The following is a 22,218-nucleotide window of genomic DNA, read 5'->3' on the forward strand; positions in this document are numbered from 1 at the left end:
GTATCGTTTAGCCTACCGGCTGCGTGCGAATCAAATAATCAAGTGCGCTGAGCGAGGCTTTTGCGCCTTCGCCGCTGGCGATGATGATCTGCTTATACGGAACGGTGGTGCAGTCGCCGGCGGCAAACACGCCTTTGACGCTGGTTTCGCACTTCGCATCAATAAGGATTTCGCCCATCTGATTGCGCTCAATCGTGCCGTCCAGCCAGGTGGTGTTCGGCAGCAGGCCGATCTGCACAAAAATACCCGCCACGTCCAGCTGATGCACCGTCTCGTTGACGCGATCTTTATATTCCAGGCTGGTCAGCTTGCTGCCGTCGCCTTTCACTTCCAGCGTCTGGGCATTGAGGATGATATCCACGTTTTCCAGGCTGCGAACTTTCTGCTGCAGTACCGCATCCGCCTTCATCGCCGGCGCAAACTCAAGCAGGGTCACATGCTCAACGATACCGGCCAGATCGATCGCGGCTTCCACGCCAGAGTTGCCGCCGCCGATCACCGCAACGCGCTTGCCTTTATACAGCGGGCCGTCACAGTGCGGGCAGTAGGTGACGCCGCGGGTGCGATACTGATCTTCGCCCGGAACGTTCATATTACGCCAGCGCGCGCCGGTGGCGATGATGATGCTGCGTGATTTCAGCACCGCGCCAGAGGCGGTTTCAATTGCGTGCAGGCCGCCTTCAACGCTGGCAGGCACCAGCTTGCTGGCGCTCTGGCTGTCGATCACGTCGATAGCGTATTCGCTGACGTGGGCTTTCAGCGCGCCTGCCAGTTTAGCGCCTTCGGTTTTTGGTACGGAGATATAGTTTTCAATATCGACCGTATCCAGCACCTGACCGCCGAAACGCTCGCCGAGCAGCGCGGTGCGGATACCTTTACGTGCCGAGTAGATGGCCGCCGCCGCGCCCGCCGGGCCGCTGCCGATAATCAGGACATCATAGGCGTCGCGCTTGTTCAGCTCATCCGCCGCGCGCTTATCCGCGTTAACGTCTACTTTGCTGACGATTTCCGTCAGGCTCATGCGGCCCTGGCCGAACTCTTTACCGTTCAGGAAGACCGCCGGCACGCCCATTACGTTGCGATCCTGAATCTCATTCTGGAACACGCCGCCATCGATCGCCGTGTGGCTGATGCGCGGGTTAAGAATCGCCATCAGGTTCAGCGCCTGCACCACGTCCGGGCAGTTGTGGCAGGAGAGCGAATAGTAGGTTTCAAAATGCAGGTCATCATCCAGCTGACGGATCTGATCCAGCAGCGCCTGCGCCTCTTTGGAGGGATGTCCGCCGGTTTGCAGCAGCGCCAGCACCAGCGAGGTAAATTCATGCCCCAGCGGCGAGCCGGCGAAACGTGGGCCGGTAGTGCTGCCTGGGTTAGTGATTAAAAAGGAAGGCTTACGTACCGGCAGACTGTTATCTTCGCGGAACGTCACTTTTTCTGACAGCTCGGCGATTTCGCCCAGCAGTTGTTTAATTTCAGCGGATTTGGCGCCGTCGTCCAGCGTGGCGATTAACTCAACAGGCTTAGTTAATTTCTCAAGATAGGCCTTGAGTTGGTTTTTCATCGTGGTGTCGAGCATGAGGGTCTCCAGGCAAAAAATCGGGTGCCGCAGCACCCGATGAAATAAATAGCGAAAAGCCGGTGGCGCTTTTAGATTTTACCAACCAGGTCGAGAGAAGGAGCCAGAGTCGCTTCGCCTTCTTTCCATTTCGCCGGGCAAACTTCACCCGGATGGCTTGCCACGTACTGAGCCGCTTTCACTTTGCGCAGCAGGTCAGATGCGTCACGGCCAATACCTTCCGCAGTGATTTCAACCGCCTGAATGATGCCTTCCGGGTCAACGATAAAAGTACCGCGGTCAGCCAGACCCTGATCTTCACGCATAATGTCGAAGTTACGGGTCAGCGCGCCGGTCGGGTCGCCGATCATCGCGTATTCGATCTTAGCGATGGTGTCAGAGCTGCTGTGCCAGGCTTTGTGGGTAAAGTGGGTATCGGTAGAAACGGAGTAGATGTCTACGCCCATTTTCTGGAATTCTGCGTAATGGTCAGCAACGTCGCCCAGTTCGGTCGGGCAAACGAAAGTGAAGTCGGCCGGGTAGAAGAAGAAAACGCTCCATTTCCCTTCGACATCTTTCTCAGTCACTTCAATGAACTCACCGTTTTTGAATGCGCTGTTTTTGAACGGTTTGATTTTGGTGTTAATGATAGACATCTGTTATTCCTCCATTTGGGTTAGCGTGAAAGTTACCGAAAAACGTGATAGAGATCTAATGCGTATCCATTATCGAATCAATAAGTAAAACCTAACAAGCCGTTAGCGTCTGATATCGTAATGGTTTATTTTCGGCCTTCTGCGATCGATCCTTACTTCTTCCTGCGGCGACAGAGTAAACCTTAAGCCGGTTAGTCTGACCGCCCCCATCATACGCCGGGCAGTGCAGGACAATCCAGCCTGATTACGTGTTAGGCTTGTCGCTTATCCGTCGCGTTGTGATGCGCTACGCAAAGCTTAAGCTTCACTCTTCCGTTTTTTTCGGTAGCGGTACGCCTTTGAAGATAACCTATTAGCAGAAAAAAGATATCGGCGGTTTCCTGGCTGAACAAACTAGCAGCAACGCTGATGTTATCGCTAAAGTTGGCAATAGTTGTGATGATCATCACAGTATTAAGAGAGATGCCTTTGCTTCGCCGCATTAAAATAACTGACTGGCTGAGCTGAAACAAACGGCAGCCGGTATGGAACAGAGTACCGCCCAGGGTAAAACCCGGCGCGAATAGCGGCCTGCGACGTCAAAGCTGGCGGTTAACGCCGCAGCACTTAGAGCGAGGCGACAATATCCTGAACGGGACGAGCGAATTAAGGCGCTCGCTACTTCGGCTGCGCATATTGTAGCGCTACCTCCTGCGGCAACTATCGCCACGCAGCAGGCGTTTTACGGCTGTGCCAGCGCTAAAAACAGATCTGACCATATAAAAATATCAGCGGTCAAAGACGGATAGCACGGATAGCTCTGAATTTTTTTTAATCCGCTGGTATTGGCTTTCACTTTTATAGCCGCCAGTTTATTAGCGAAATTAAACAGGGTTTATCGCGAGTCGGTTGATATAACGCCGGCTTTATCAGAAAAAGCTCTTTTTTTTGCGTTTTCTTACAAAAATGGCGCGAATAATGGTATTCGTTCAGCGCTGAAACAGGAATAATAATCAAGGCGGGGGAACTTCTCAGCCTGCGATTTATTAAAAAGAAAAACTTATAAGTCATTACGTTCACAGATAAAGGAGCCATCATGAGAACGCTAAACGATTCCTTATGTTGTAAAGTAAGCGGTGCCGGTGCGATTCAGGATATGATCGTTAGTTATTATGAAAATAAGTATGGATCAATGTTTCCGAATAACGCTAAGGCGCTCGAATTGGGAAAAAACATCGGGACAGATATTGGAAAAACTACGGAGTCACAGCTTAATCAGCTGACCTCAGAAAAGCTGAAGAATACCTTCATTAAGGCTCTTGAGAAGAAATACGCGCTTTAACCATTGCGGTTTAACCAGAATGGTTATAAAAAATAATGCCGTATTTTATTAACCGATAAAATAACGGCATCGGTAAATATAACCGCTACGAAAAAATTCTTCGCAGCGGTTTTACTGTTTCCCGGCGAGAGAGGGTTATTTAAGCCATATCTGGTTTATTGATTTTTCCACACGGCGTTATGAATTTTATTACGCCCGGAAACGGGCTGTCGGGCCTAATTGATAAGAAAGTTCCTTTTTACAATATAATATTGCAGGCGATTTTTCCTCTATATAATCAACGCAGAGATTGATAGCGCTCTTAGCCAAACCGCGCTATTCGTCAACGTTCTCCATAAAATCCACCATCGCGCCCTTATGCGCCTCCACATAACGGATATAGCGCATCAGCGTTTCCGGTTTTTTCCAGGTGCCTTCCTGCATAATCTGCGCAACCGAATAGCCTTTTCGCGCCAGATCCTGAGCAGCCCCGACGCGCGCGCTGTGTCCGCTCCAGCGCCGGTAGCGATTTTTATTTGGCCTGGCGGCGACGCTCTGTCCGGCGGCCTGCCAGGCGCGGGTAAAAATACTTTTCAGCGCAGGCGTGCTCATCGGCTGGTGGGTGGCAATCAGCACTTTCCCCGAACGGTGAACCGGGCAAAACAGAAAAGCATCCGGCTCGCCGGCCAGGCCAGAGGCGAGCAGCCAGTTAGTCAGCAGCGCCGATGATTTCGCGCTCAGCGCCTTAACCAGGCCGCCGGTATCCAGCAGGGTTTTGGTCCAGGAGCCGGCAAGAATAATCCGGCCATCCTCAGCGCGCATAATATCGCCGACGCGAAAGCGAGCGACCTCGCTGACGCGCATCAGGGTGCTGTAGGCTACGTGTAAAAATGCCAGATCGCGCAGCTTTTGCAGGCTCTGATCTCCTGCCCAGGCCGCCTCGACCTTTTGCAGATCGCTGATATGAAACGGCACCGCCTGTCCGGTGCGTTCGCCAGAAATTACCGCGACGCGATTGATTTTTTTACGCGCGCGGGAAACCAGCGGGGAGGTGGAGGGCGACATCAGACCTGCATTACGATGCAGCATAGCGATCAGCGATTGATGCGTGGCGATAGTAGAAGAGGCCCGCCCAATCGACTGTAAATAGCTGAGATAGTCGCGCAGATCTTCCGGCGACATCGGCAGCAGCGTGCATCCGTTGGCCAGCGCCCAGCGCTGACAGACGCGCATTACGCTCAGCAGCTGTCGCCACGTATTAGGCGCAAAGGCATCTTTATCCTGCACGAACTCTCGCAGACGCCGGGCAAGTTCATCATCCCTCGCTGAGAGCGGCAGCAGAGGAGCGGTGGTGATTATTTCATCCATAGTTGTACAACTTATCTACAAAATAGCAGGCGATCGCGCTACGTGAATTCTGAGAAAGAAGCAGAGCCATAACCCGGCAAATTTTACGTAGCGTCGTCATTTATTGGCGATTTTTTCGCCAGGCATAAAGGTGATAAATAATATATTTTCATCCGGCAGGATCTGAAGCATCGATGTCCGGTTAGCGGGATCGACGCAAGATCCACATCATAGCGTCTTTACGGATCCCTGTCGCTAACTTTGTATAATACCCATTATATAAAGTTAGCGATCTGAAAAGATCGCCAGCGACGCATAAAATGGCGCAAGGCAGCGCTATATCGGGGCTTCCCAGCTAAAGGCGGTTTTACTGTTAACGCTGGTATTTGCCGGCGGCCGGCATCCGCCTTCAGATTTGGCGCCGCCCGGCGGAGAATAGCTCAAGGTGCGATTGAACGGAGAAGGCGCGGATGCGGAAGAGGATCCCGGCGCTGGCGGCAGCGATACCGCCGGCGCCGGGAAACTGTCAGAAGGAGATCATTTTTCCTGGCGAAAGTCTGGCGGAAATGCCCAACAGGGTTTTCGCCAGCGGAATCGCTACCGGCGCCAGAGCGCGGCCAATCATCAGCGGCGTATGTTTGATGGCGGTCAGCATGGCAAAATCGGTATTGGCATTAATAATGTCATCCCTGATCGCTTTGCCGATCCTGACCGTCTGCGCGATGCCGTGGCCGCTCCAGCCGTGTACCGAATAAATTCTGCCGTTTTTGCCGCTTCTGCGGCAGTCGGTCGCGCCGTTCAGCGTCAGATCGGTTGTGCCGCTCCAGGCAAAATCAAGCTCAAGCTCCGGGCGATCGGGGAAAACCGCACGCATACGCGAGGTTAGGTAATCCACCGTTTTGCTGTTATCCCAGCGCATACCGGTGCCCTGACCGCCGAACAGCAGGCGCTCATTACGCACCGGCCGATAGTAATCAATCTGCAGCTGCGTATCGTAAACCGGCTTGCCGGTTGGCAGCAGGGTTTTCGAGCCGCCGTCAACCGGCGACGTGACGCCAACGTAGGTGTAAAAAGGAATGGTGGTGGCGTTGTTCTTATCCAGCAGGGTATGAGTGGCGTCATGCACCGCAATCACCACGCCGCGTTTAGCCTTGATCACGCCATCTGCGGTATAGACTCTGGTGACGCCGCCGGTTTCCTCAATTTTAATCACCTCGCTGTGCTCATAGACGCTGCCGCCGTTTAACAGGAAACCGTAAATCAGCCCGCGGTTAAGCGCCAGGGAGTGTACCTGTCCGCCCAGCTTATCCAGCACGCCGCCGAAATAGGCTGAAGAATGAATATGATCCTGCAGCTGATAGGCGCCCAGTACCGTGACATTATCTTCACCGAGGAATCTGCGCGCATCGGCCGCCTGCACCAGCGCATTCATATGACCCGGATGCACCGCGGCGGTAATGTGTCCTCTCTGACGATCGAAAGCAAGACCGTAACGGCTGGCGATTTCATCAATCAACGCCATTGCTTCGGTTGCAGTGAACTGCCACAGTCGCCTGGCCTCTTCGAAGCCAAGATTTTCCAGCATCGATTCCGCTTCCCAGCGCGCCAGGCCGGGCGTGAGCTGCCCGCCGTTGCGCCCGGAGGCGCCGGCGCCGATGGTGTTCTTTTCCAGCAGCACGGTATCAATACCTGCTTCAGAAAGGTGCAGGGCGGTAGAAGCGCCGAGCAGCCCGCCGCCAATCACTACGAGATCACACTCTTTCTCCTCCTGCAGGGAGGGGAAATTAATCCAGGGTGCGAGTGTCGACTCGTAGTAATTCGCGGGATTCCCCGGATCGATATTTTCCGTGGCATCGCTATTTCTTACCCAGCTCCAGTCGCCGTCGCGCTGCGCCTGGCTTGAAACCGGGAAGGTCGCATCCGGCATTAATACGGGCTTAATTACGTTTTTACAGTTGTTCATAGGTTAGGCTCGGTTGGTTACTGTTTTCACAGGTAAACTCGCTGTGATTCCTGTTGGCGATTCACTCAGAAATAACGATTTCCTTTTTGGTACAGCCGCAATAAATTACCCAGACGATGCCGAGCGTGGCCCAAACCGAGCCCAGCACAAAGGCATCATGATCCAGATTCAGCCACATAATCGCCACGCAGCCGAGGCCGGAAAGCGGTAACGCCACATTGATGAAAATTTCCCGCAGGCTGCTGATTTGTTTATGATTGAAGGCAAAGTGAATCATTACCGAGAGGTTAACTGCGCTGAAGGCGACCAGCGCGCCGAAGCTGATTAACGACACCGCGGTATTCAGGCCGATAAAAATCGAGCTCAGGGAAACCAGCCCGATCAGCAATACGCAGTAGACCGGGTTATTGTTTTTAGGATGCAGGTAGCCAAAGAAGCGGCTGGTGAACGGATTATCTTTCCCCATAATATGCAACAGCCGGGCTGCGCTGGCATGGGAGGCCAGCGCCGAAGCGAAGGTGTTAAACAGAATGGCGATCAGAAACAGCACCTGAAAGAGTTTTCCGCCGACGTAGAGCACGATCTCCGGCAGCGCCTCCATCGGATTTTTAAATCCGGAGTTATCGGGATAGTAGAGCTGAATAAACCATGCGGCGACAAAAAATATCGCGCCGCCGCTCAGCGCGGTAAAGAAAATCGCTCTGGGGATAATATATTCCGGCTGCCGCGTTTCATCCGACATGGTGGTCACGGCGTCGAAGCCCAGAAATGAGAAGCAGAGCACCGCCGCGCCGCTAATTAAAGGCGTAATGCTGTCGTTGCCGTTCAGCAGCGGTTTAATTGTCCATATATGATCGGAGCCAAACTCCACCAGCAGATTATGAATCACAAAATAGACAAATACCCCCATTAAAATAACGGGGATACCGACAAAGATAAAATTTGCATTGGCGAGGGTTTTTATATTGCAGCAGTTAACCCAGGTAACCAGGGTGGTAAAAATTAAAATTGACAGCCAGACCGGCACCTGCGGCAGCAAAGTTTGCAGATAAATTCCCGCCAGCAGCGAGTTAATCATCGGCAGAAATATATAGTCCAACAGCGAAGACCAGCCCACCATAAAGCCGGTATTATTACCGCAGACGTTTTTGGCATAGGTATAGGCCGAACCTGAACTGGGATGCAGGCGCACCATCCTGCCATAGCTGATAGCGGTTAACAGCACTGCGGCGATCGCCAGCAGATAGGCTAACGGCACTCTGCCTTCGGTAATTTGCGAAACAATGCCGAACGTATCGAAGACGGTCATCGGCGTCATATAAGCGATGCCGATGATAACCACCTGCCAGACAGAAAGGCTGGTTCTTTTGCCCGATTTTATACTCATGCCGATATCTCATTAAAAGTAATCGCGCCATTATCTTTTTAGCGGCGAAATTAAGCTAAAAAGTGCCTGTACAGCCATAATGGAATGGGGAAGGGGGCGCTCTTAATTGTGATGTCCTTTTTTAATTATGAGCGTATGGCCTTCATCATTACCGTAATTACACGCTAACGCTAACTGACCGCCAGCAAATATCGGCGGCAGGAAAAATAATATTTGATACGTCGTCCCATCCGGGCGGTAAAGGCGCTTACGTTGGCGACCAGCGCGACTGACCGGACAGCGATAACGAAAAGAAGTGTTATCTGTAAATATCAGGCAGATGGTAATTTAGCAGCGCAACGCGAGCGGAGGTCTGTCTCATCATTTCACTGCTGCGCCCTGTGTTGCGGCGGTGGGATGGTATCTTCAGGCTATTCATCAAAACGCTCCGTCTTCGCTGCGGGATGATCAATTTATAAAACATATTATTTAATATGTATATTGCCTGAGGTCACAAATTTGTTAAGTATTTTATATGTGCGTGTTAAATATTGATTTTTTGGCGCAGCCGACTGTAAACAAGGTCATATATTCTATTGAATAATCAGGGAAAAGTAAAATTATGCCGTCAGCGTCCGCTCAAAGGTTAAGATTATCGGCTGGCGCCCGCAATAACGGTGATTATTATTTTTATCCAGGAATATTCTTAATAGTAAAAAATAAAATTGGGGCCGCCAGGGCAAAAAATAAACCCCTGCATAGCGCGGGGGTTTATTCGCGGCCGGTTTGATTATTCCGCACCGGCGCGATTATATCAGCGCTCATGTTTTTAATCAGCGTAGCCAGGCGGTTAAAGCTGGGTTCCAGCAAATGTTCGTCAATGTGGGCAAAGCCCAGCAGCAGGCCGCGCGTTTTATCCTCACCGCTGTAATAGCGCGAAAGCGGGCGAACCAGCAGCCCCTCGCCGTTGGCGCGCTGCGCCAGCGCCACATCATCAGCGCTATCAGGCAGCTGTAGTATTAAATGCAGCCCGGCGTTGCTGTTGTACTGGCCGAGGTAGCCGCTGCCCAGCTGGTTCAGGATCAGCGTTACCAGCGCCTGACGGCGGCGCGCATACAGCTGGCGCATTTTGCGAATATGCGCGGCGTAGTATCCTTCGCTGATAAAATCCGCCAGCGCTCCCTGCATCTGCAGATGGCCGCCGCGATAAAGTTCGCTATGCATGGTTTTCAGCGGAGCCGCCAGCGGGAGCGGTAAAACCACATAGCCGAGCCGCAGCGCAGGGTAGAGCGTTTTACTGAAAGTGCCGGTATAGATTACCGGGCTGTTTTCCTCCAGCCCCTGCAGTGAAGGAATCGGCTGGCCGGCAAAGCGAAATTCACTGTCATAATCATCCTCCACTATCCAGCTGCGGGTTTCGCGCGCCAGCGCCAGCAGCGCTTTACGACGGCTCAGGCTCATGACCGATCCCAGCGGATACTGATGCGAAGGAGTGACGAAAATCAGCCGTGGCGCAGGCGAACGCGGCTCTCCGGCGATCATGCCCTGTTCATCTACGGGCTGCGTGCAAAAGTTGACCGCGTTCATACGCAGGATATTTTTAATCCCCCAGTAGCCCGGCTCCTCAATCCAGGCGCTGTCGCCGGGATTGCACAGCGATCGCGTCACCAGATCCAGCGCCTGATGTATGCCTTCGGTAATCAGAATTTGATCGGGCGAGCAGCGCACGCCGCGCGCGCTGCGCAGATAGTCGGCAAGCGCGCTTTTCAGCCCGGCCGCGCCGCCCGCCGTATCGTAAGTAAGATGTTCCGGGCGCGCCTGCCGGGTTTGGCGGTCGTAGAATTTTTTCAGGATGCGGTGCGGAAAGTTAACCACGTCAGGCACGCCAGGCAGAAAAGGACCCCACTGCCTGGCGCTGGCGCTGGCGTGGTCGAGCAGTTCAAGGCCGCGTCGGGAGAGACTGCCATATTGCGTTTCTGCCGCCAACGGCGCGCGCTTCTCCGGCCCGGCATCAAGGTTATCCAGCACGCTGTCGGTTACGAAGGTGCCGCTGTTGGTTCGGGTGGATATATAGCCTTCCGCCTGCAGCTGCTCATAAACCCGCAGGACGGTGTTACGCGACAGCTCCAGCTCTTGCGCCAGATCGCGTGAGGGCGGCATGCGCGCCGCCGGCCGCAGGCTACCGTCAAGAATAGAGCTACAGATAGCGTTGTAGAGCCGCTTATGTAGCTTTCCCTCATCACGCTGAGAATATGCGTGCCTGATCACATCTCCGGCAAGTGAACGCATGTGGCTCCTGTAATTAAAACGATTTGGCTCTCGATTAAGGTACCAGACGCTGACAGATTGTGCCTCACAGACCACAGAAAATAATCAATGGACGAGGCATTCGATGAACAATAATCAGTTACAGCAGCGTCGCCTGGACGCTACCCCGCGCGGCGTCGGCGTAATGTGTAATTTTTATGCCGACTCGGCTGAGAACAGCACCCTTACTGACGTGGAAGGCAATCGCTACATCGATTTCGCCGCCGGCATCGCCGTGTTGAATACCGGGCACCGTCATCCGCGTATCGTGCAGGCGCTGGAAAACCAGCTGAAAGCTTTTACCCATACCGCTTACCAGATCGTTCCCTATGAAAGCTACGTCTCGCTGGCGGAAAAAATTAACGCCGCCGCGCCGCTGAAAGGGCCGCTGAAAACCGCCTTCTTTTCAACCGGTGCGGAAGCGGTAGAAAACGCGATTAAAATTGCCCGCGCGCATACCGGACGCCCTGGCGTTATCGCCTTTGGCGGCGGATTTCACGGACGTACCTATATGACGATGGCGCTGACCGGCAAAGTCGCCCCTTACAAAAAAGGGTTTGGCCCGTTCCCTGGCTCGGTGTTTCACGTACCCTACCCGTCGGAACTGAATCACATCTCCACGGCGGATACCCTGACCGCTATCGAACGGCTGTTTAAGGCGGATATCGATCCATCTCAGGTGGCGGCGATTATTTTCGAACCGGTACAGGGCGAGGGTGGATTCAACGTGGCGCCGCGCGAACTGGTGACGGCGATCCGTCGTCTTTGCGACGAGCACGGCATCGTGATGATTGCTGACGAAGTCCAGAGCGGTTTTGCCCGCACCGGTAAAATGTTCGCAATGGACCATTACGCCGACCAGCCCGATCTGATGACCATGGCGAAAAGCCTGGCGGGCGGGATGCCGCTCTCCGGCGTGGTGGGTAAAGCGGATATTATGGATGCGCCAGCGCCGGGCGGGCTGGGCGGAACCTATGCGGGTAACCCGATGGCGGTTGCCGCCGCTCATGCCGTGCTGGATATCATTCAGGATGAGAAACTGTGCCAGCGCGCCGCTGCGCTCGGCGAGCGCCTGCGCCTGACCTTAAGCGACTGCCGCGAGCGCTGCCCGGAGCTTGTGGAGGTGCGCGGTCTCGGCTCGATGATTGCGGCGGAGTTCTGCGATGCGCAGACCGGCGCCCCCTCGGCGGCCACCGCGCAGCGTATTCAGCAGGCGGCGCTGGAGCAGGGTCTGCTGCTGCTGACCTGCGGCCAGTATGGCAACGTGATTCGCTTCCTCTATCCGCTGACGATCCCTGACGAGCAGTTCGCCGCCGCGCTAAACATCATCGCTTGCGCGATCAAAGCATAAGAGGCGTTGCCATGAAGCTGAATAACGCAGATCTGTTGCCTGAAAAGAACCCGATCGACGGCGCATGGGTTGTTGCCGATAGCGGGCAGCGCCTGACGGTGAAAAATGCCGCGACCGGCGCCGCTATTGCCGGGGTGCCGCTGCTGGGCCAGGCGGAAACGCAGCGCGCTATCGCCGCGGCGGAAGTGGCGCAGCGCGCATGGAAGCGTCGCTCCGCCGCCGAGCGGGCGCAAGTGCTGCATCGATGGGTGCGGCTGATCGAGGAAAACCGTGAAGATTTAGCCAGCCTGATGACCGCTGAAGGCGGTAAACCGCTGGCCGAAGCGCGCGGCGAGGTGGGCTACGCCGCCTCTTTCATTACCTGGTTTGCCGAAGAGGCGAAGCGTATCGACGGCGCGCTGCTGCAGCCGGTAAACCCGACGCAGCGCTATATCGTCAGTAAACAGCCGGTCGGCGTCTGCGCCGCCATTACGCCGTGGAACTTTCCGGCGGCGATGATTACCCGCAAAGCGGCCCCGGCGCTGGCGGCAGGCTGCGCGATTATCGTCAAGCCGGCGGAACAAACGCCGCTTACCGCGCTGGCGCTGGCAAAGCTGGGCGAAGAGGCGGGGCTGCCGCCGGGCGTGCTGCAGGTGCTGACCGGAGATGCGCAAGCGATCGGCGGTGAACTTTGCCGTAACCCGACGGTGCGTAAGCTGAGCTTTACCGGCTCGACGGAAACCGGACGCCTTCTGATGGCGCAGTGCGCGCCAACGATAAAGAAACTCTCGCTGGAGCTGGGCGGCAACGCGCCGGTAATCGTGTTTGACGATGCCGATTTGCAGCTGGCGGTCAGCGGCATTATGGCGTCGAAATTCCGCAACAGCGGGCAAACCTGCGTCTGCGCCAACCGCATTTACGTGCAGCGCGGTATCTATCCGGCGCTGGCGGATGCGCTGGTTAATGCGGTGCAGGCGCTGAAAGTCGGCAACGGTATGGAAGAAAAGGTGACGCAGGGGCCGCTGATCGATCAACGCGCCGTGGAAAAGGTAGAACAACATATCCGCGATGCGCTGGAAAAGGGCGCTACACTGCTAACGGGCGGCCAGCGTCATCCGCTGGGCGGCAATTTCTTTACCCCGACGGTGATCGGCAACGTGAACCAGGCGATGCGCTTCGCCCGTGAAGAGACATTTGGGCCGGTTGCGCCGCTGATCCCTTTTGATACCGACGAAGAGGTGGTGGGCTATGCCAACGATACGGAGTTTGGTCTGGCGGCCTATCTGTTTACCCGCGATGCCCGCCGCCAGTGGTTGATTCCGGAAGCGCTGGAGTATGGCATGGTTGGCGTCAATACCGGCCTGATCTCCAACGAGGTGGCGCCTTTTGGCGGCATCAAACAGTCCGGGCTGGGCCGCGAAGGCTCCCGTTTTGGAATCGATGATTATCTTGAACTGAAATATATCTGTATCGCGCTGTAATTAACCTCGCTTTATTCCCTGGTGTCTGGCTCGTTTGAGCGCCGACGATAGCTGCTGTCGTCGGTTTTTTTTATGGCCACCGTCCGTTTTACGCTTGCCGGAAGCGGGCTGGCGCCGTCTGAAAATAGTTATGTTTATTTTGTTAACTCATTAACAAAATTGTGACATAAGCAATATACATATAACTTATTATGTTTTATAAATTTCATCCTGTCGCCTGCGATTATGCCCTTAAAGAGAGTGAAATATGGAACAGACAACGGATCAGAAAAGCGATAAAAATCAACCTGCAAACAAAGAGCAGTTCAACCGCTCGATCGGCTTAATTTCAAATTTCGCCCTGGGCTTCACCTATCTTTCTCCGCTGACGGCGGTTTACTCCCTGTTCGCCCTGGCGGTTACGCTGGCAGGGCCGCCGGCGGTCTGGTGGATCCTGATTGTCGCCTGCGGGCAGCTGCTCGTGGCGCTGGTATTCGGCGAAGTGGCCTCGCAGTATCCTATTACCGGCGGGCTTTATCCCTGGGCAAGACGACTGTGGGGGAAGCGCTATGCCTGGATCGCGGCGTGGATCTACCTGTGGGCGCTGGTGGTGACTATCACCTCGATCGCTGAATATACCGCCACCTTCGTCGCCTCGCTGTTTCACTATGCGCCGACGCCGGGCAATATGCTGATGACCTCGGTTGTACTGCTGCTTATCATGATGGGCGTCAATATGTCCGGCACCAAAAATCTCGCGCGCGTCGCCAAAATCGGCTTCTGGTGTGAGATCGTCAGCGTTATCGCGCTGGGCATCTATCTGTTGATTTTCCATCGCTCGCAGCCTTTCTCCGTGCTGTTTGATTCGATGGGCGTGATTGCCAAAGACGGCAGCTACAGCACTGCGTTTATGTCCGCCGCGCTGATGGGGCTGTTTATGTTTTTTGGCTTCGAAGCCTGCGGCAACGTGGCGGAAGAGGTGAAAAACCCCAGCAAAAAAATCCCGCTGGCGATGATCCTGAGTATTGTTTTTGGCGCTATTTCCGCGGTGATTTCCGTGCTGGGCTATCTGCTCTCCTCGCCGGATCTGCTGAATATCGTCACCGGTAAAACCGCCGATCCGATCCCGGCTATTCTCAACGAGGCGCTCGGCAGCACCGGCGCCACTATCTTTATCGTGGTCGCTATCGTCGCCATGCTCTCCTGTATTCTGTCGCTGCAGGCGGCGCTGAGCCGTCTTATCTTCTCCTTCTCGCGCGACAGAATGCTGCCCGGCAGCGAGTGGATGGCTAAGATTTCCAAAAACAGCGTGCCGGATAACGCCATGCTCGTCAGCTGCCTGCTGCCGGTAGTGATCTGCGTCTGGGTTTACTTCCAGCCCGACAACCTGTCGCGCATTACCGCCTTTGCGGTGATCGGTATCTACATCTCTTTTCAGATGGTGGTGCTGGCGGCCCTGCGTCAGCGCCTGAAAGGGTGGAAACCCGCCGGCGAGTGGACGGTTGGCGGCTGGGGAATGCTGGTTAATTTCCTCGCGCTGGCCTACGGCATTGGCGGCATCTGGCTGCTGGCGCAGCCGACCGACAGCGTGGCCTTTATTGACCGCTGGACCGTGCTGGTTGGCCTGGCGATTGTTATTCTGTCCGGGCTGCTCTATATGACGCTGGCGAAGCCGTTTGGCCGCTCCAGCGCGCCGGAGAATGATGCGATTGAGTACGCCACCAGGCTGAACGCCGGACAGGATTGCTAAGCGAAAGGGGCGGCTGGCCCTTTATCCTGTTGACAACTATGAAGATTAAAAGGCCCGCGGGCCTTTTTTACTGTCGGTACAGCATAAAGTGTTCGCTGTGATAGACGGGCTCATTTTCCGGCGCGTGCAGCAGCTCGCCGATGCGCAACAGAGGATTGGTTGAGAAGACGATGCGGCGATCGCGATTGGTCAGGATCACCCGCTGTTGCTGACAGAGCGGCAGCAGCTCTTCTTCCACCCGGCTTACCAGAATATCCAGCGCCGCCACGCCCAGCGTTTTCCCCTGTACGCAGACCGGAAACGCCGCGGTCAGGGTAAGCGAAGTATTGCAGATATAATCGACGTAGGGGCCGTGAATATAGGCGGAGCCTTTGGTCGGCGAGGTTTTAAACCATTCGAAAGTACGAAAATCGAGCCGCTGCTGCGTGGCCTGATCGAGATCGAGGCTGACCTGAGTCAGGCCGTTATCCTTTTTATACCACCACTCCAGCAGCCAGTATTCACGCACCGGTCCGGCGCTCTCAATATGGCTGGCGAAACCGGTGCCGGAACAGTAAGGGTTAGCGTTGAGCGTTGCTTTGATATGTGCCTGGATAGCGGCTTTGACGGCTGGCTCCAGCAAAACTTCCGGCGAACTGGCCTGAGAATGGCTTAGCGTCTCGCCAATCTTAGCCGCCAGCGAACCGGTGCTTTCCACCGCTGAATTGACGATATCGTCAATTTTGCGGGTAAGGGCGCGTAGGGTAACCGATGAGTTCATGAGTAAAACTGCCTTTGCAGATGATTAGTCTGAATTATAATTCATTTTCTTTTCAATAAGATACGAAGTAAACGTTTCAATAATCCGCCCTGCGGCCTTAACGGAAGCCTCCTCCGAGTGAGCGGCCAGCGCCTCTGCCAGTTCAAGATAAAGGGCGATAACCTCCCGGTGGATCTCATCGGAACGATAGAGCGCCGCTACCAGCGATGCCCATTCAGCCTGCAGCTGCAGCTCCTGATTAGCCAGCCTGGCCGACTGCGAGCTGGCGGCAATCGCCAGCAGGCAGCGCATATCCGCCTGGGTTCTCAGCTCCCGCGTATCTGCCGTTTTCAGAATCTCAATAAACTCCCTGAGCCTGTTCAGATCCGCTGCGGTCATGCGGCGCGAAGCCAGCCTGGCGCTGTGGCTGATTATCGCGCTGTGCATTTCGCCTAAATCAGCCAGATAGTCCGTACTGATGGACTTAAACGGATGAAGATTACTGCTGCCGTTGCCGACATTTTCACACACGAAGCTGCCGCCGTTACGTCCGCGGACGGTGTGAATCAGCGCATTCGCCCGTAAAGTATTCAGGGCTTCCCGGATAGTAATGTGGGAGACGCCCATCATTCTGGCCAGATCCGTTTCATTGGGTAACTGCTCGTGCGGTTCAAGCAGGCCGGTGACGATGGCGTTGGAAAGCCGCTGAACGATCTGGTCTGAGCGGCTGGCCTGTCCAATAGGTGCAAAAATGACCGCGTGAGTAATCATAATCTTCTCTGAAAAAATCCCTTATACAGGTCGCCATAATTAACATAATCACAGCTGGCACGAAAGCAGATAATCTGCGGGTTAACAGCTGATTTTTGCCATAAAACCGCCATTGTCAGCCATTTTTATGATGATTTAAGCAATTGTCCGCCCGCTAACTCTCCGCCACGAAACCGATGTTGTAAACAAAAATCGCTTTATGTAATTCAGTTGTGAAAATTTGCGAGGTGCATCATGTTGTCGCGGCCTCGCCGTTGAAACAATCCACCATAATATATTACATAATATTTTATATGTTTTATGTAAACGGAGAGCGCGATGAAAACCTTAGAGCACTTTATTGATGGGAAGCCGGCAGCACATCAGGGCAGCAGTTTTTTCGATCTGGTTAGCCCGGTTGATGGCGAAACCTATGCGCTGTCGCCGGACGGCAGCCAGGCGGATGTCGATCTGGCCTATGCCGCCGCCCAGCGCGCCTTCGTCGTGTGGAAAAAATCCACGCCCGCGGAAAGGCAAAAGGCGCTGTTGGGGCTGGCGGAGGTCATTGAAAAAAACGCCGGCCGTCTGGCGGAAGCGCAGAGCAGGGAGACCGGCCAGCTGCGCCACTTTATTGAAAAAGAAGAGATCGCCGCCTCCTGCGACGCCATCCGTTTTTTTGCCGGCGCGGCGCGCTGCCTGGAGGGCAAGGCGGCAGGCGAGTACGCCGCTGGCTTTACCTCGGTAATCCGTCGCGAGCCGCTGGGCATTGTCGGTCAGGTTACGCCGTGGAATTATCCTTTCATGATGGCGGTTTGGAAAATCGCTCCGGCGCTGGCTGCCGGCAATACGGTAGTCCTGAAACCGAGCGATACCACGCCGGTTAGCACCCTGATGCTGGCCGAGCTGGCGGCGCCGTTCTTCCCGGCGGGCGCGTTTAACGTTGTATTGGGCAAGGCGGCGACCGGTTCGATGGTGGTATCGAACCCTGTCGCTTCGTTAGTTTCCATTACCGGATCGGTACGCGCGGGACTGCAGGTGGCGGCCTCGGCGGCGGCCAACCTGACTAAAGCGCATCTGGAGCTGGGCGGAAAAGCGCCGGTGATCGTGTTTGCCGATGCGGATCTGGATCGGGCCGTAGAGATTATTACCACCGCCGGCTTTTTCAATGCCGGCCAGGACTGCACCGCCGCCACGCGCATTCTGGTAGAGGAGGCGGTTTATCCGGCGTTCCTTGAAAAACTAATCGCTAAAACGAAATCCATCAGGTTCGGCGCGCCGGATGACAGCGGCGCCCTGTATGGCGCTTTAAACAGCCGCAGCCAGCTGGAGCAGGTGAAAGGTTTTATCGAGCGCCTTCCGGTTCATGCCCGCATTGAAACCGGCGGCCAGCCGGGCAGCGGTCCGGGATTTTACTTCCAGCCGACGCTGATTTCCGGGCTGCAGCAGCATGACGAAGCTATTCAGCATGAAGTCTTTGGCCCGGTAATGACCATTCAGACTTTTGCCGGTGAAGAAGAGGCGCTGCATAAGGCTAACGATGTGGAGTATGGCCTGGCGGCCAGCGTCTGGACGCGCAGCCACTCGCGGGCGCAGCGTTTCAGCATCACGCTGGATTTCGGTACGGTCTGGATTAACAACCACATCCCGCTGTGCGCGGAAATGCCGCACGGCGGCTTTAAAAAGTCTGGCTACGGCAAAGATCTCTCTTCCTACGCGCTGGATGAATACACGCGTATCAAACACATCATGTGCGATATTACCGAATAAGGAAGGCTAAAAATGCAGGCAATTAAGATCGCGGCGTTATCCGTACTGCTTTTTTCCGGCGCTGCGCTGGCGGCTGAAGAGACGCCATTAACGGTGGTCAGCAACTATATGGCGGCCTGGAACGCCCACAGCGCTGAACAGGCGTCACGCTATCTGGCGGATGATGTGGAATATTATGATGCGGCGGCCGGCACGCCGGTAACAGGAAAAGCGCGCGCAGAGAAAGAGGTGATCGGCGCCTTTATCCGCGCCGTGCCCGACCTGAAATGGAAAATGACCAGCCAGCCGGTTTATAACCAGGACACGGTCGCGTTTCAGTGGGAATTTTCCGGCAAAAACAGCGGCGAGTGGGCGGGCAACCCGGCAACCAATAACCCGATTCGTTTTGCCGGCGTCAGCTTTATCAAGGTGAGTAACGGTAAAATCACCTGGCAGGGCGATTATTACGACTCGAAAAAACTGGACGCAGAGCTGCAGCAGAAAGCGCAGTAGACACCAATCATCCAGGCAGCGGTAGCGGCGCAGAGGGCGGCTACCGCCAGCATCATCTTCCGCACACAGCGCATTCTGGCCGTCGGCAGCCTTCACTGCCGTGACGGTATCGCCGTAACGCGCTGCCTCAGCAATGGCGTTAAACGACATCGTTAATTTTTCTGCATCTGTTGGTCAGCGGCTGCTGATACTTTAAGCGTTCGCCGCCTGAAGCGGCGCGTCAGGAATAAAAAAAGCTGTCGTCGGCACGTTTTCTTTAGCATTACGTGGGAATTAGCCACACACAAGTTAATCCGGGCTTATCATTAAGCGCATCGTTTGCTGTGCGGTGGCTACCTATTCGCGGTATACAGCGCTTCAAATTATCCACAATCCATCAACTAATAAAATAAACTTAACTGATAAACGCCTGTTTAATATTATTGTCGCGATGATAAAGTTATTATTGTGTTTGTCATATGTAATGTTTTTTTGATTGATTTCCTGATTTTGTAAATTATTACGAGGGATACATGATTACCAAACTGACCGGGATAGCTATCGCCCTGATCGGCATAGCTATGCTTTATATGGGCGGCAAGCTGCTGTTGCTTGGGGGAAGCCCGTTTTACGTGGTAATGGCGCTTGGCCTGCTGTTTATCGCCGGCGCGCTGGTGATGAAGAAGCGGATAGCGTTAAGCGCCTGTGCCGTACTATTGTGGATTACGCTGTTCTGGATGATTTATGAAGTGGGCTTTGATAAATGGCAGTGGATACCGCGTGGCGATATCCTCGGTCTGATCGGCGTCTGGCTGGCGATGCCGTGGGTGGTGCGTCCGCTGACCGGACGTAAATATCATCCGCTGCTGGGCTCAACGCTGATCGTTATCGTGGCGGTAGTTATCGGCCTGATGTTTTACGATCCGCTGTCGCAGGAAGGAACGATCGGCAATGCGCGCCAGCCTGGCGATGCCGCCGTGGCGCGCAATGACTGGAGCGCCTACGGCGGCGCCAATAGCGGCCTGCGTTTCTCCGCGCTGAACCAGATTAACCGGGAGAACGTGAAAGATTTGCAGGTAGCCTGGACCTATCATACCGGCGATCTGCGGCAGGGCGATGACGCCAGCGAATATACTTTCGAAGCGACGCCGCTAAAGGTGAACAATACGCTCTATTTCTGTACGCCGCATAACGAGGTTCATGCGCTGGTGCCGGAAACCGGCGCGCTGAAGTGGAAATATGTGCCGGAGAAAGATCGCTCTTATCTGCAGCAGCATCAGACCTGCCGAGGCGTCAGCTACTATGAAACACCGGCTGAGCAGGCTCCGGCCGCAGCGGCTGCCGCTATCTGTCGCAAGCGCATCTTTAACGCCACCACCGACGCTAAGCTGATCGCGCTGGATGCCGATACCGGTAAACGCTGTGCCGATTTCGGTACGGATGGCATTGTCGATCTGCGTACGAATATGGGCGAAATCCGTCCGCACGCGCTGATGCAGACCGCCGCGCCGCTGGTGGCAGGCAATCTGGTGATTGTCGGCGGCTCGGTGATGGATAACGGCTTCAACAGCGGTAACCCTTCCGGCGTTATCCGCGCCTATGATGTGCAGAGCGGGCGGCTGGTATGGAACTTCGATCCGGCTAATCCCGAACACACGCAGCCTGTCGCCGCCGACCAGCGCTATCCTTACGATACGCCGGTTGCCTGGGGCACCCTCAGCGCCGATATGAAAAACGGTCTGATTTACGTGCCGTTCGGCAACGCCTCGCCGGATGAGCTGGGCATTGAACGCGACGCCAGCAGCAATACGGAAAAATTCCGCGACGCGCTGGTGGCGCTGGATCTGAAAACCGGCGCCTTTAAGTGGCGTTTCCAGAGCGCTAACCACGATCTGTGGGACCGTGATAATCCGTCGCAGCCTTCGCTGCTGGATATCGACTATCAGGGCGCACGCCAGCCGGTTGTAGTGCTGCCAACTAAAACCGGTAACCTGTTTGTGCTCAATCGCCTGACCGGCCAGCCGGTTTATCCGATTAAGCAGGTGCCGGTTTCCACCGATGGCGTGGCCGGTGAGAAATTTGCCGCTACCCAGCCGGTTTCCAGCCTGAACTTCCTGCCGGAGCCGCTGAGCGAAAAATCGATGTGGGGCATTACGCCGTTCGATCAGATGGCGTGCCGCATAGATTTCAAATCCCTGCGCTACGACGGCAACCCGTGGACGCCGTCAACCGAGCAGGGCTCCATCGTCTTCCCTGGCAATATCGGCGTGTTTAACTGGGGTTCGGTGGCGATCGATCCTGAGCGCCAGATACTGGTCGCCTCGCCGGTGCGCCTGGCGTACAAATATACGCTGATTAAGCGCACGCCCGCGACCGCAACGCAGCGTATGTTTACTCAGGATGGCCAGCCTTACTGGAATGAAAACTTCCACGGCGACTATGCGATTCATATCCAGCAGCTTGCCTCAGACCTGGGGATCCCGTGCATTGCGCCGCCGTGGGGGCGCATGGTTGGCGTGGATCTGAAAAGCGGTAAAACGGAGTGGCTGCGTCGCATTGGCACGACGAAAAACCTCAACACCAGCTTCCTGCCGGGCCGTTTCCCCATCGGCTTCCCAATGGGCATGGTGGCGCACGGCGGCCCGCTGATGACCGCGGGCGATCTGGTATTCCACGGCGCCACGGCGGATAACTTCTTCCGTGCCTATGACGTCAACAGCGGCAAGCTGCTGTGGCAGACCGAACTGGGCGCAGGCGCGCAGGCGACGCCTTCTACCTGGCTGGGCAACGATGGCAAGCAGTATGTGGTCATCGCCGCCGGCGGTCACGGTTCGCTCGGCACTAAGCTGGGCGACAGCGTAGTGGCGTTCCGTCTGAAATAAAATATTGATTTAGTAATTAAGGCGCCTGCGGGCGCCTTTTTGCTAAGCCGTACGCTGTTTCTGCATCTCAACCCTGTTGGGCTTAACTATTATGCAGCGGCTTGCTGCTAAATAACGCAACCTGATAACGCATTGCATGCGGCAAATTACCGCTGTTATTAATGCGCGCTATAAAGAAAGATCGCTACAGGCAGGGCTGAATATCTCTCCGCTTAACGGGTAGGGCGCAGGTCAGCGCCAGAATAAATACGTTTATTTTTAGCGGGCGTGGCTATTCAATCTGCAGTATGCGGCAAGGGCCGCATCGCCGCCGTTCGCAACAGGCTTTTATATTCAATAATGCTTGACTCCTTGTTGCAAAATAAAGCTAATTGCAGATGCGGGTAATTATTTAAGTAAAAATAACCACAAACAGAATAATTACATGTCAACGTATTGATTGGGCGGAAATATATTTTTACCACGGCAGGGGTCGGGATTAATAATTGACACCCTGCTATTCGGCAGTATTTAATTCTTAAAAATTTTACTGCCTTTAATTCATGGATGAATATTATGCCCAGCCGGATTACCGT

Annotated in this window: 16 protein-coding genes; 7 read left to right on the forward strand and 9 right to left on the reverse strand. The window is 54.9% G+C overall.

Going from position 1 to position 22,218, the window contains the following annotated elements; translation table 11 throughout:
- Positions 1-7: 7 nt before the first annotated feature.
- Together ahpF and ahpC are read right to left on the reverse strand one after the other, a co-directional pair.
- Positions 8-1,576 (reverse strand): alkyl hydroperoxide reductase subunit F, encoded by a 1,569-nt coding sequence (gene ahpF / locus FKM52_RS07455; RefSeq protein WP_141175557.1) that lies wholly within the window; start codon positions 1,574-1,576, stop codon positions 8-10.
- Between the two features lie 71 nt (positions 1,577-1,647).
- The gene (gene ahpC / locus FKM52_RS07460) at positions 1,648-2,211 is read right to left on the reverse strand and encodes an alkyl hydroperoxide reductase subunit C (protein WP_141175558.1); all 564 of its coding nucleotides are present in this window, start codon (positions 2,209-2,211) and stop codon (positions 1,648-1,650) included.
- Between the two features lie 1,075 nt (positions 2,212-3,286).
- On the opposite strand from ahpC, the gene FKM52_RS07465 reads away from it, so the two are divergent.
- Entirely contained in the window at positions 3,287-3,532 is a 246-nt protein-coding gene (locus FKM52_RS07465) for a hypothetical protein (protein ID WP_141175559.1), read from the forward strand.
- A 315-nt stretch (positions 3,533-3,847) separates the two neighbouring features.
- On the opposite strand, the gene FKM52_RS07470 is transcribed toward FKM52_RS07465, so the two are convergent.
- The 4 genes from FKM52_RS07470 to pdxR all read right to left on the reverse strand — a co-directional run bounded on the left by FKM52_RS07470 (position 3,848) and on the right by pdxR (position 10,476).
- Positions 3,848-4,879, reverse strand: coding sequence for a tyrosine-type recombinase/integrase (locus tag FKM52_RS07470; RefSeq protein ID WP_141175560.1), 1,032 nt, complete (start codon positions 4,877-4,879; stop codon positions 3,848-3,850).
- Positions 4,880-5,384: 505 nt separating this feature from the next.
- Positions 5,385-6,821, reverse strand: a complete 1,437-nt coding sequence (locus FKM52_RS07475) for an NAD(P)/FAD-dependent oxidoreductase (protein ID WP_141175561.1) — start codon at positions 6,819-6,821, stop codon at positions 5,385-5,387.
- A 61-nt stretch (positions 6,822-6,882) separates the two neighbouring features.
- Positions 6,883-8,208 carry an APC family permease gene (locus FKM52_RS07480; protein WP_141175562.1) on the reverse strand — a complete coding sequence of 442 codons (1,326 nt, stop codon included), beginning with the start codon at positions 8,206-8,208 and terminating at the stop codon, positions 6,883-6,885.
- A 750-nt stretch (positions 8,209-8,958) separates the two neighbouring features.
- Positions 8,959-10,476: a MocR-like pyridoxine biosynthesis transcription factor PdxR gene (pdxR, locus tag FKM52_RS07485; RefSeq protein ID WP_141175563.1), complete on the reverse strand. Its 1,518-nt coding sequence runs from the start codon at positions 10,474-10,476 to the stop codon at positions 8,959-8,961.
- 103 nt (positions 10,477-10,579) lie between these two features.
- Between pdxR and puuE the strand changes: the two genes are divergently transcribed.
- From puuE to FKM52_RS07500, 3 genes are all read left to right on the forward strand, one after another.
- Positions 10,580-11,845: a 4-aminobutyrate transaminase gene (gene puuE / locus FKM52_RS07490; protein ID WP_141175564.1), complete on the forward strand. Its 1,266-nt coding sequence runs from the start codon at positions 10,580-10,582 to the stop codon at positions 11,843-11,845.
- Between the two features lie 11 nt (positions 11,846-11,856).
- The gene (locus tag FKM52_RS07495; RefSeq protein WP_141175565.1) at positions 11,857-13,305 is read left to right on the forward strand and encodes an NAD-dependent succinate-semialdehyde dehydrogenase; all 1,449 of its coding nucleotides are present in this window, start codon (positions 11,857-11,859) and stop codon (positions 13,303-13,305) included.
- Between the two features lie 247 nt (positions 13,306-13,552).
- Positions 13,553-15,034, forward strand: coding sequence for an APC family permease (locus tag FKM52_RS07500; protein ID WP_141175566.1), 1,482 nt, complete (start codon positions 13,553-13,555; stop codon positions 15,032-15,034).
- A 67-nt stretch (positions 15,035-15,101) separates the two neighbouring features.
- Here FKM52_RS07500 and FKM52_RS07505 read toward each other — a convergent pair whose 3' ends face one another.
- Positions 15,102-15,794 (reverse strand): cache domain-containing protein, encoded by a 693-nt coding sequence (locus FKM52_RS07505; RefSeq protein ID WP_141175567.1) that lies wholly within the window; start codon positions 15,792-15,794, stop codon positions 15,102-15,104.
- Positions 15,795-15,818: 24 nt separating this feature from the next.
- Positions 15,819-16,544: a FadR/GntR family transcriptional regulator gene (locus tag FKM52_RS07510; protein WP_141175568.1), complete on the reverse strand. Its 726-nt coding sequence runs from the start codon at positions 16,542-16,544 to the stop codon at positions 15,819-15,821.
- Between the two features lie 318 nt (positions 16,545-16,862).
- Between FKM52_RS07510 and FKM52_RS07515 the strand changes: the two genes are divergently transcribed.
- From FKM52_RS07515 to FKM52_RS07525, 3 genes are all read left to right on the forward strand, one after another.
- Complete coding sequence (locus tag FKM52_RS07515; RefSeq protein ID WP_141175569.1) at positions 16,863-18,290, forward strand: gamma-aminobutyraldehyde dehydrogenase; 1,428 nt, start codon at positions 16,863-16,865, stop codon at positions 18,288-18,290.
- 12 nt (positions 18,291-18,302) lie between these two features.
- Positions 18,303-18,782 carry an ester cyclase gene (locus tag FKM52_RS07520; protein ID WP_141175570.1) on the forward strand — a complete coding sequence of 160 codons (480 nt, stop codon included), beginning with the start codon at positions 18,303-18,305 and terminating at the stop codon, positions 18,780-18,782.
- A 512-nt stretch (positions 18,783-19,294) separates the two neighbouring features.
- The gene (locus FKM52_RS07525) at positions 19,295-21,643 is read left to right on the forward strand and encodes a membrane-bound PQQ-dependent dehydrogenase, glucose/quinate/shikimate family (RefSeq protein WP_141175571.1); all 2,349 of its coding nucleotides are present in this window, start codon (positions 19,295-19,297) and stop codon (positions 21,641-21,643) included.
- Between the two features lie 275 nt (positions 21,644-21,918).
- On the opposite strand, the gene FKM52_RS21805 is transcribed toward FKM52_RS07525, so the two are convergent.
- On the reverse strand, positions 21,919-22,218 hold a 300-nt coding region (locus FKM52_RS21805; protein WP_220446291.1), incomplete at its 5' end, for a hypothetical protein.

This window comes from Mixta tenebrionis (assembly GCF_006517625.1).
GTDB classification, from domain to species: domain Bacteria; phylum Pseudomonadota; class Gammaproteobacteria; order Enterobacterales; family Enterobacteriaceae; genus Mixta; species Mixta tenebrionis.

What these genes read in the sequence shown, in the direction of transcription:
- FKM52_RS07520 (WP_141175570.1), top strand. Translation starts at nt 18,303, where the DNA reads ATGCAGGCAATTAAGATCGCGGCGTTATCCGTACTGCTTTTTTCCGGC.
- ahpF (WP_141175557.1), bottom strand. Translation starts at nt 1,576, where the DNA reads ATGCTCGACACCACGATGAAAAACCAACTCAAGGCCTATCTTGAGAAA.
- FKM52_RS07515 (WP_141175569.1), top strand. Translation starts at nt 16,863, where the DNA reads ATGAAAACCTTAGAGCACTTTATTGATGGGAAGCCGGCAGCACATCAG.
- pdxR (WP_141175563.1), bottom strand. Translation starts at nt 10,476, where the DNA reads ATGCGTTCACTTGCCGGAGATGTGATCAGGCACGCATATTCTCAGCGT.
- FKM52_RS07525 (WP_141175571.1), top strand. Translation starts at nt 19,295, where the DNA reads ATGATTACCAAACTGACCGGGATAGCTATCGCCCTGATCGGCATAGCT.
- FKM52_RS07480 (WP_141175562.1), bottom strand. Translation starts at nt 8,208, where the DNA reads ATGAGTATAAAATCGGGCAAAAGAACCAGCCTTTCTGTCTGGCAGGTG.
- puuE (WP_141175564.1), top strand. Translation starts at nt 10,580, where the DNA reads ATGAACAATAATCAGTTACAGCAGCGTCGCCTGGACGCTACCCCGCGC.
- FKM52_RS07495 (WP_141175565.1), top strand. Translation starts at nt 11,857, where the DNA reads ATGAAGCTGAATAACGCAGATCTGTTGCCTGAAAAGAACCCGATCGAC.
- FKM52_RS07510 (WP_141175568.1), bottom strand. Translation starts at nt 16,544, where the DNA reads ATGATTACTCACGCGGTCATTTTTGCACCTATTGGACAGGCCAGCCGC.
- FKM52_RS07505 (WP_141175567.1), bottom strand. Translation starts at nt 15,794, where the DNA reads ATGAACTCATCGGTTACCCTACGCGCCCTTACCCGCAAAATTGACGAT.
- ahpC (WP_141175558.1), bottom strand. Translation starts at nt 2,211, where the DNA reads ATGTCTATCATTAACACCAAAATCAAACCGTTCAAAAACAGCGCATTC.
- FKM52_RS07475 (WP_141175561.1), bottom strand. Translation starts at nt 6,821, where the DNA reads ATGAACAACTGTAAAAACGTAATTAAGCCCGTATTAATGCCGGATGCG.
- FKM52_RS07470 (WP_141175560.1), bottom strand. Translation starts at nt 4,879, where the DNA reads ATGGATGAAATAATCACCACCGCTCCTCTGCTGCCGCTCTCAGCGAGG.
- FKM52_RS07500 (WP_141175566.1), top strand. Translation starts at nt 13,553, where the DNA reads ATGGAACAGACAACGGATCAGAAAAGCGATAAAAATCAACCTGCAAAC.
- FKM52_RS07465 (WP_141175559.1), top strand. Translation starts at nt 3,287, where the DNA reads ATGAGAACGCTAAACGATTCCTTATGTTGTAAAGTAAGCGGTGCCGGT.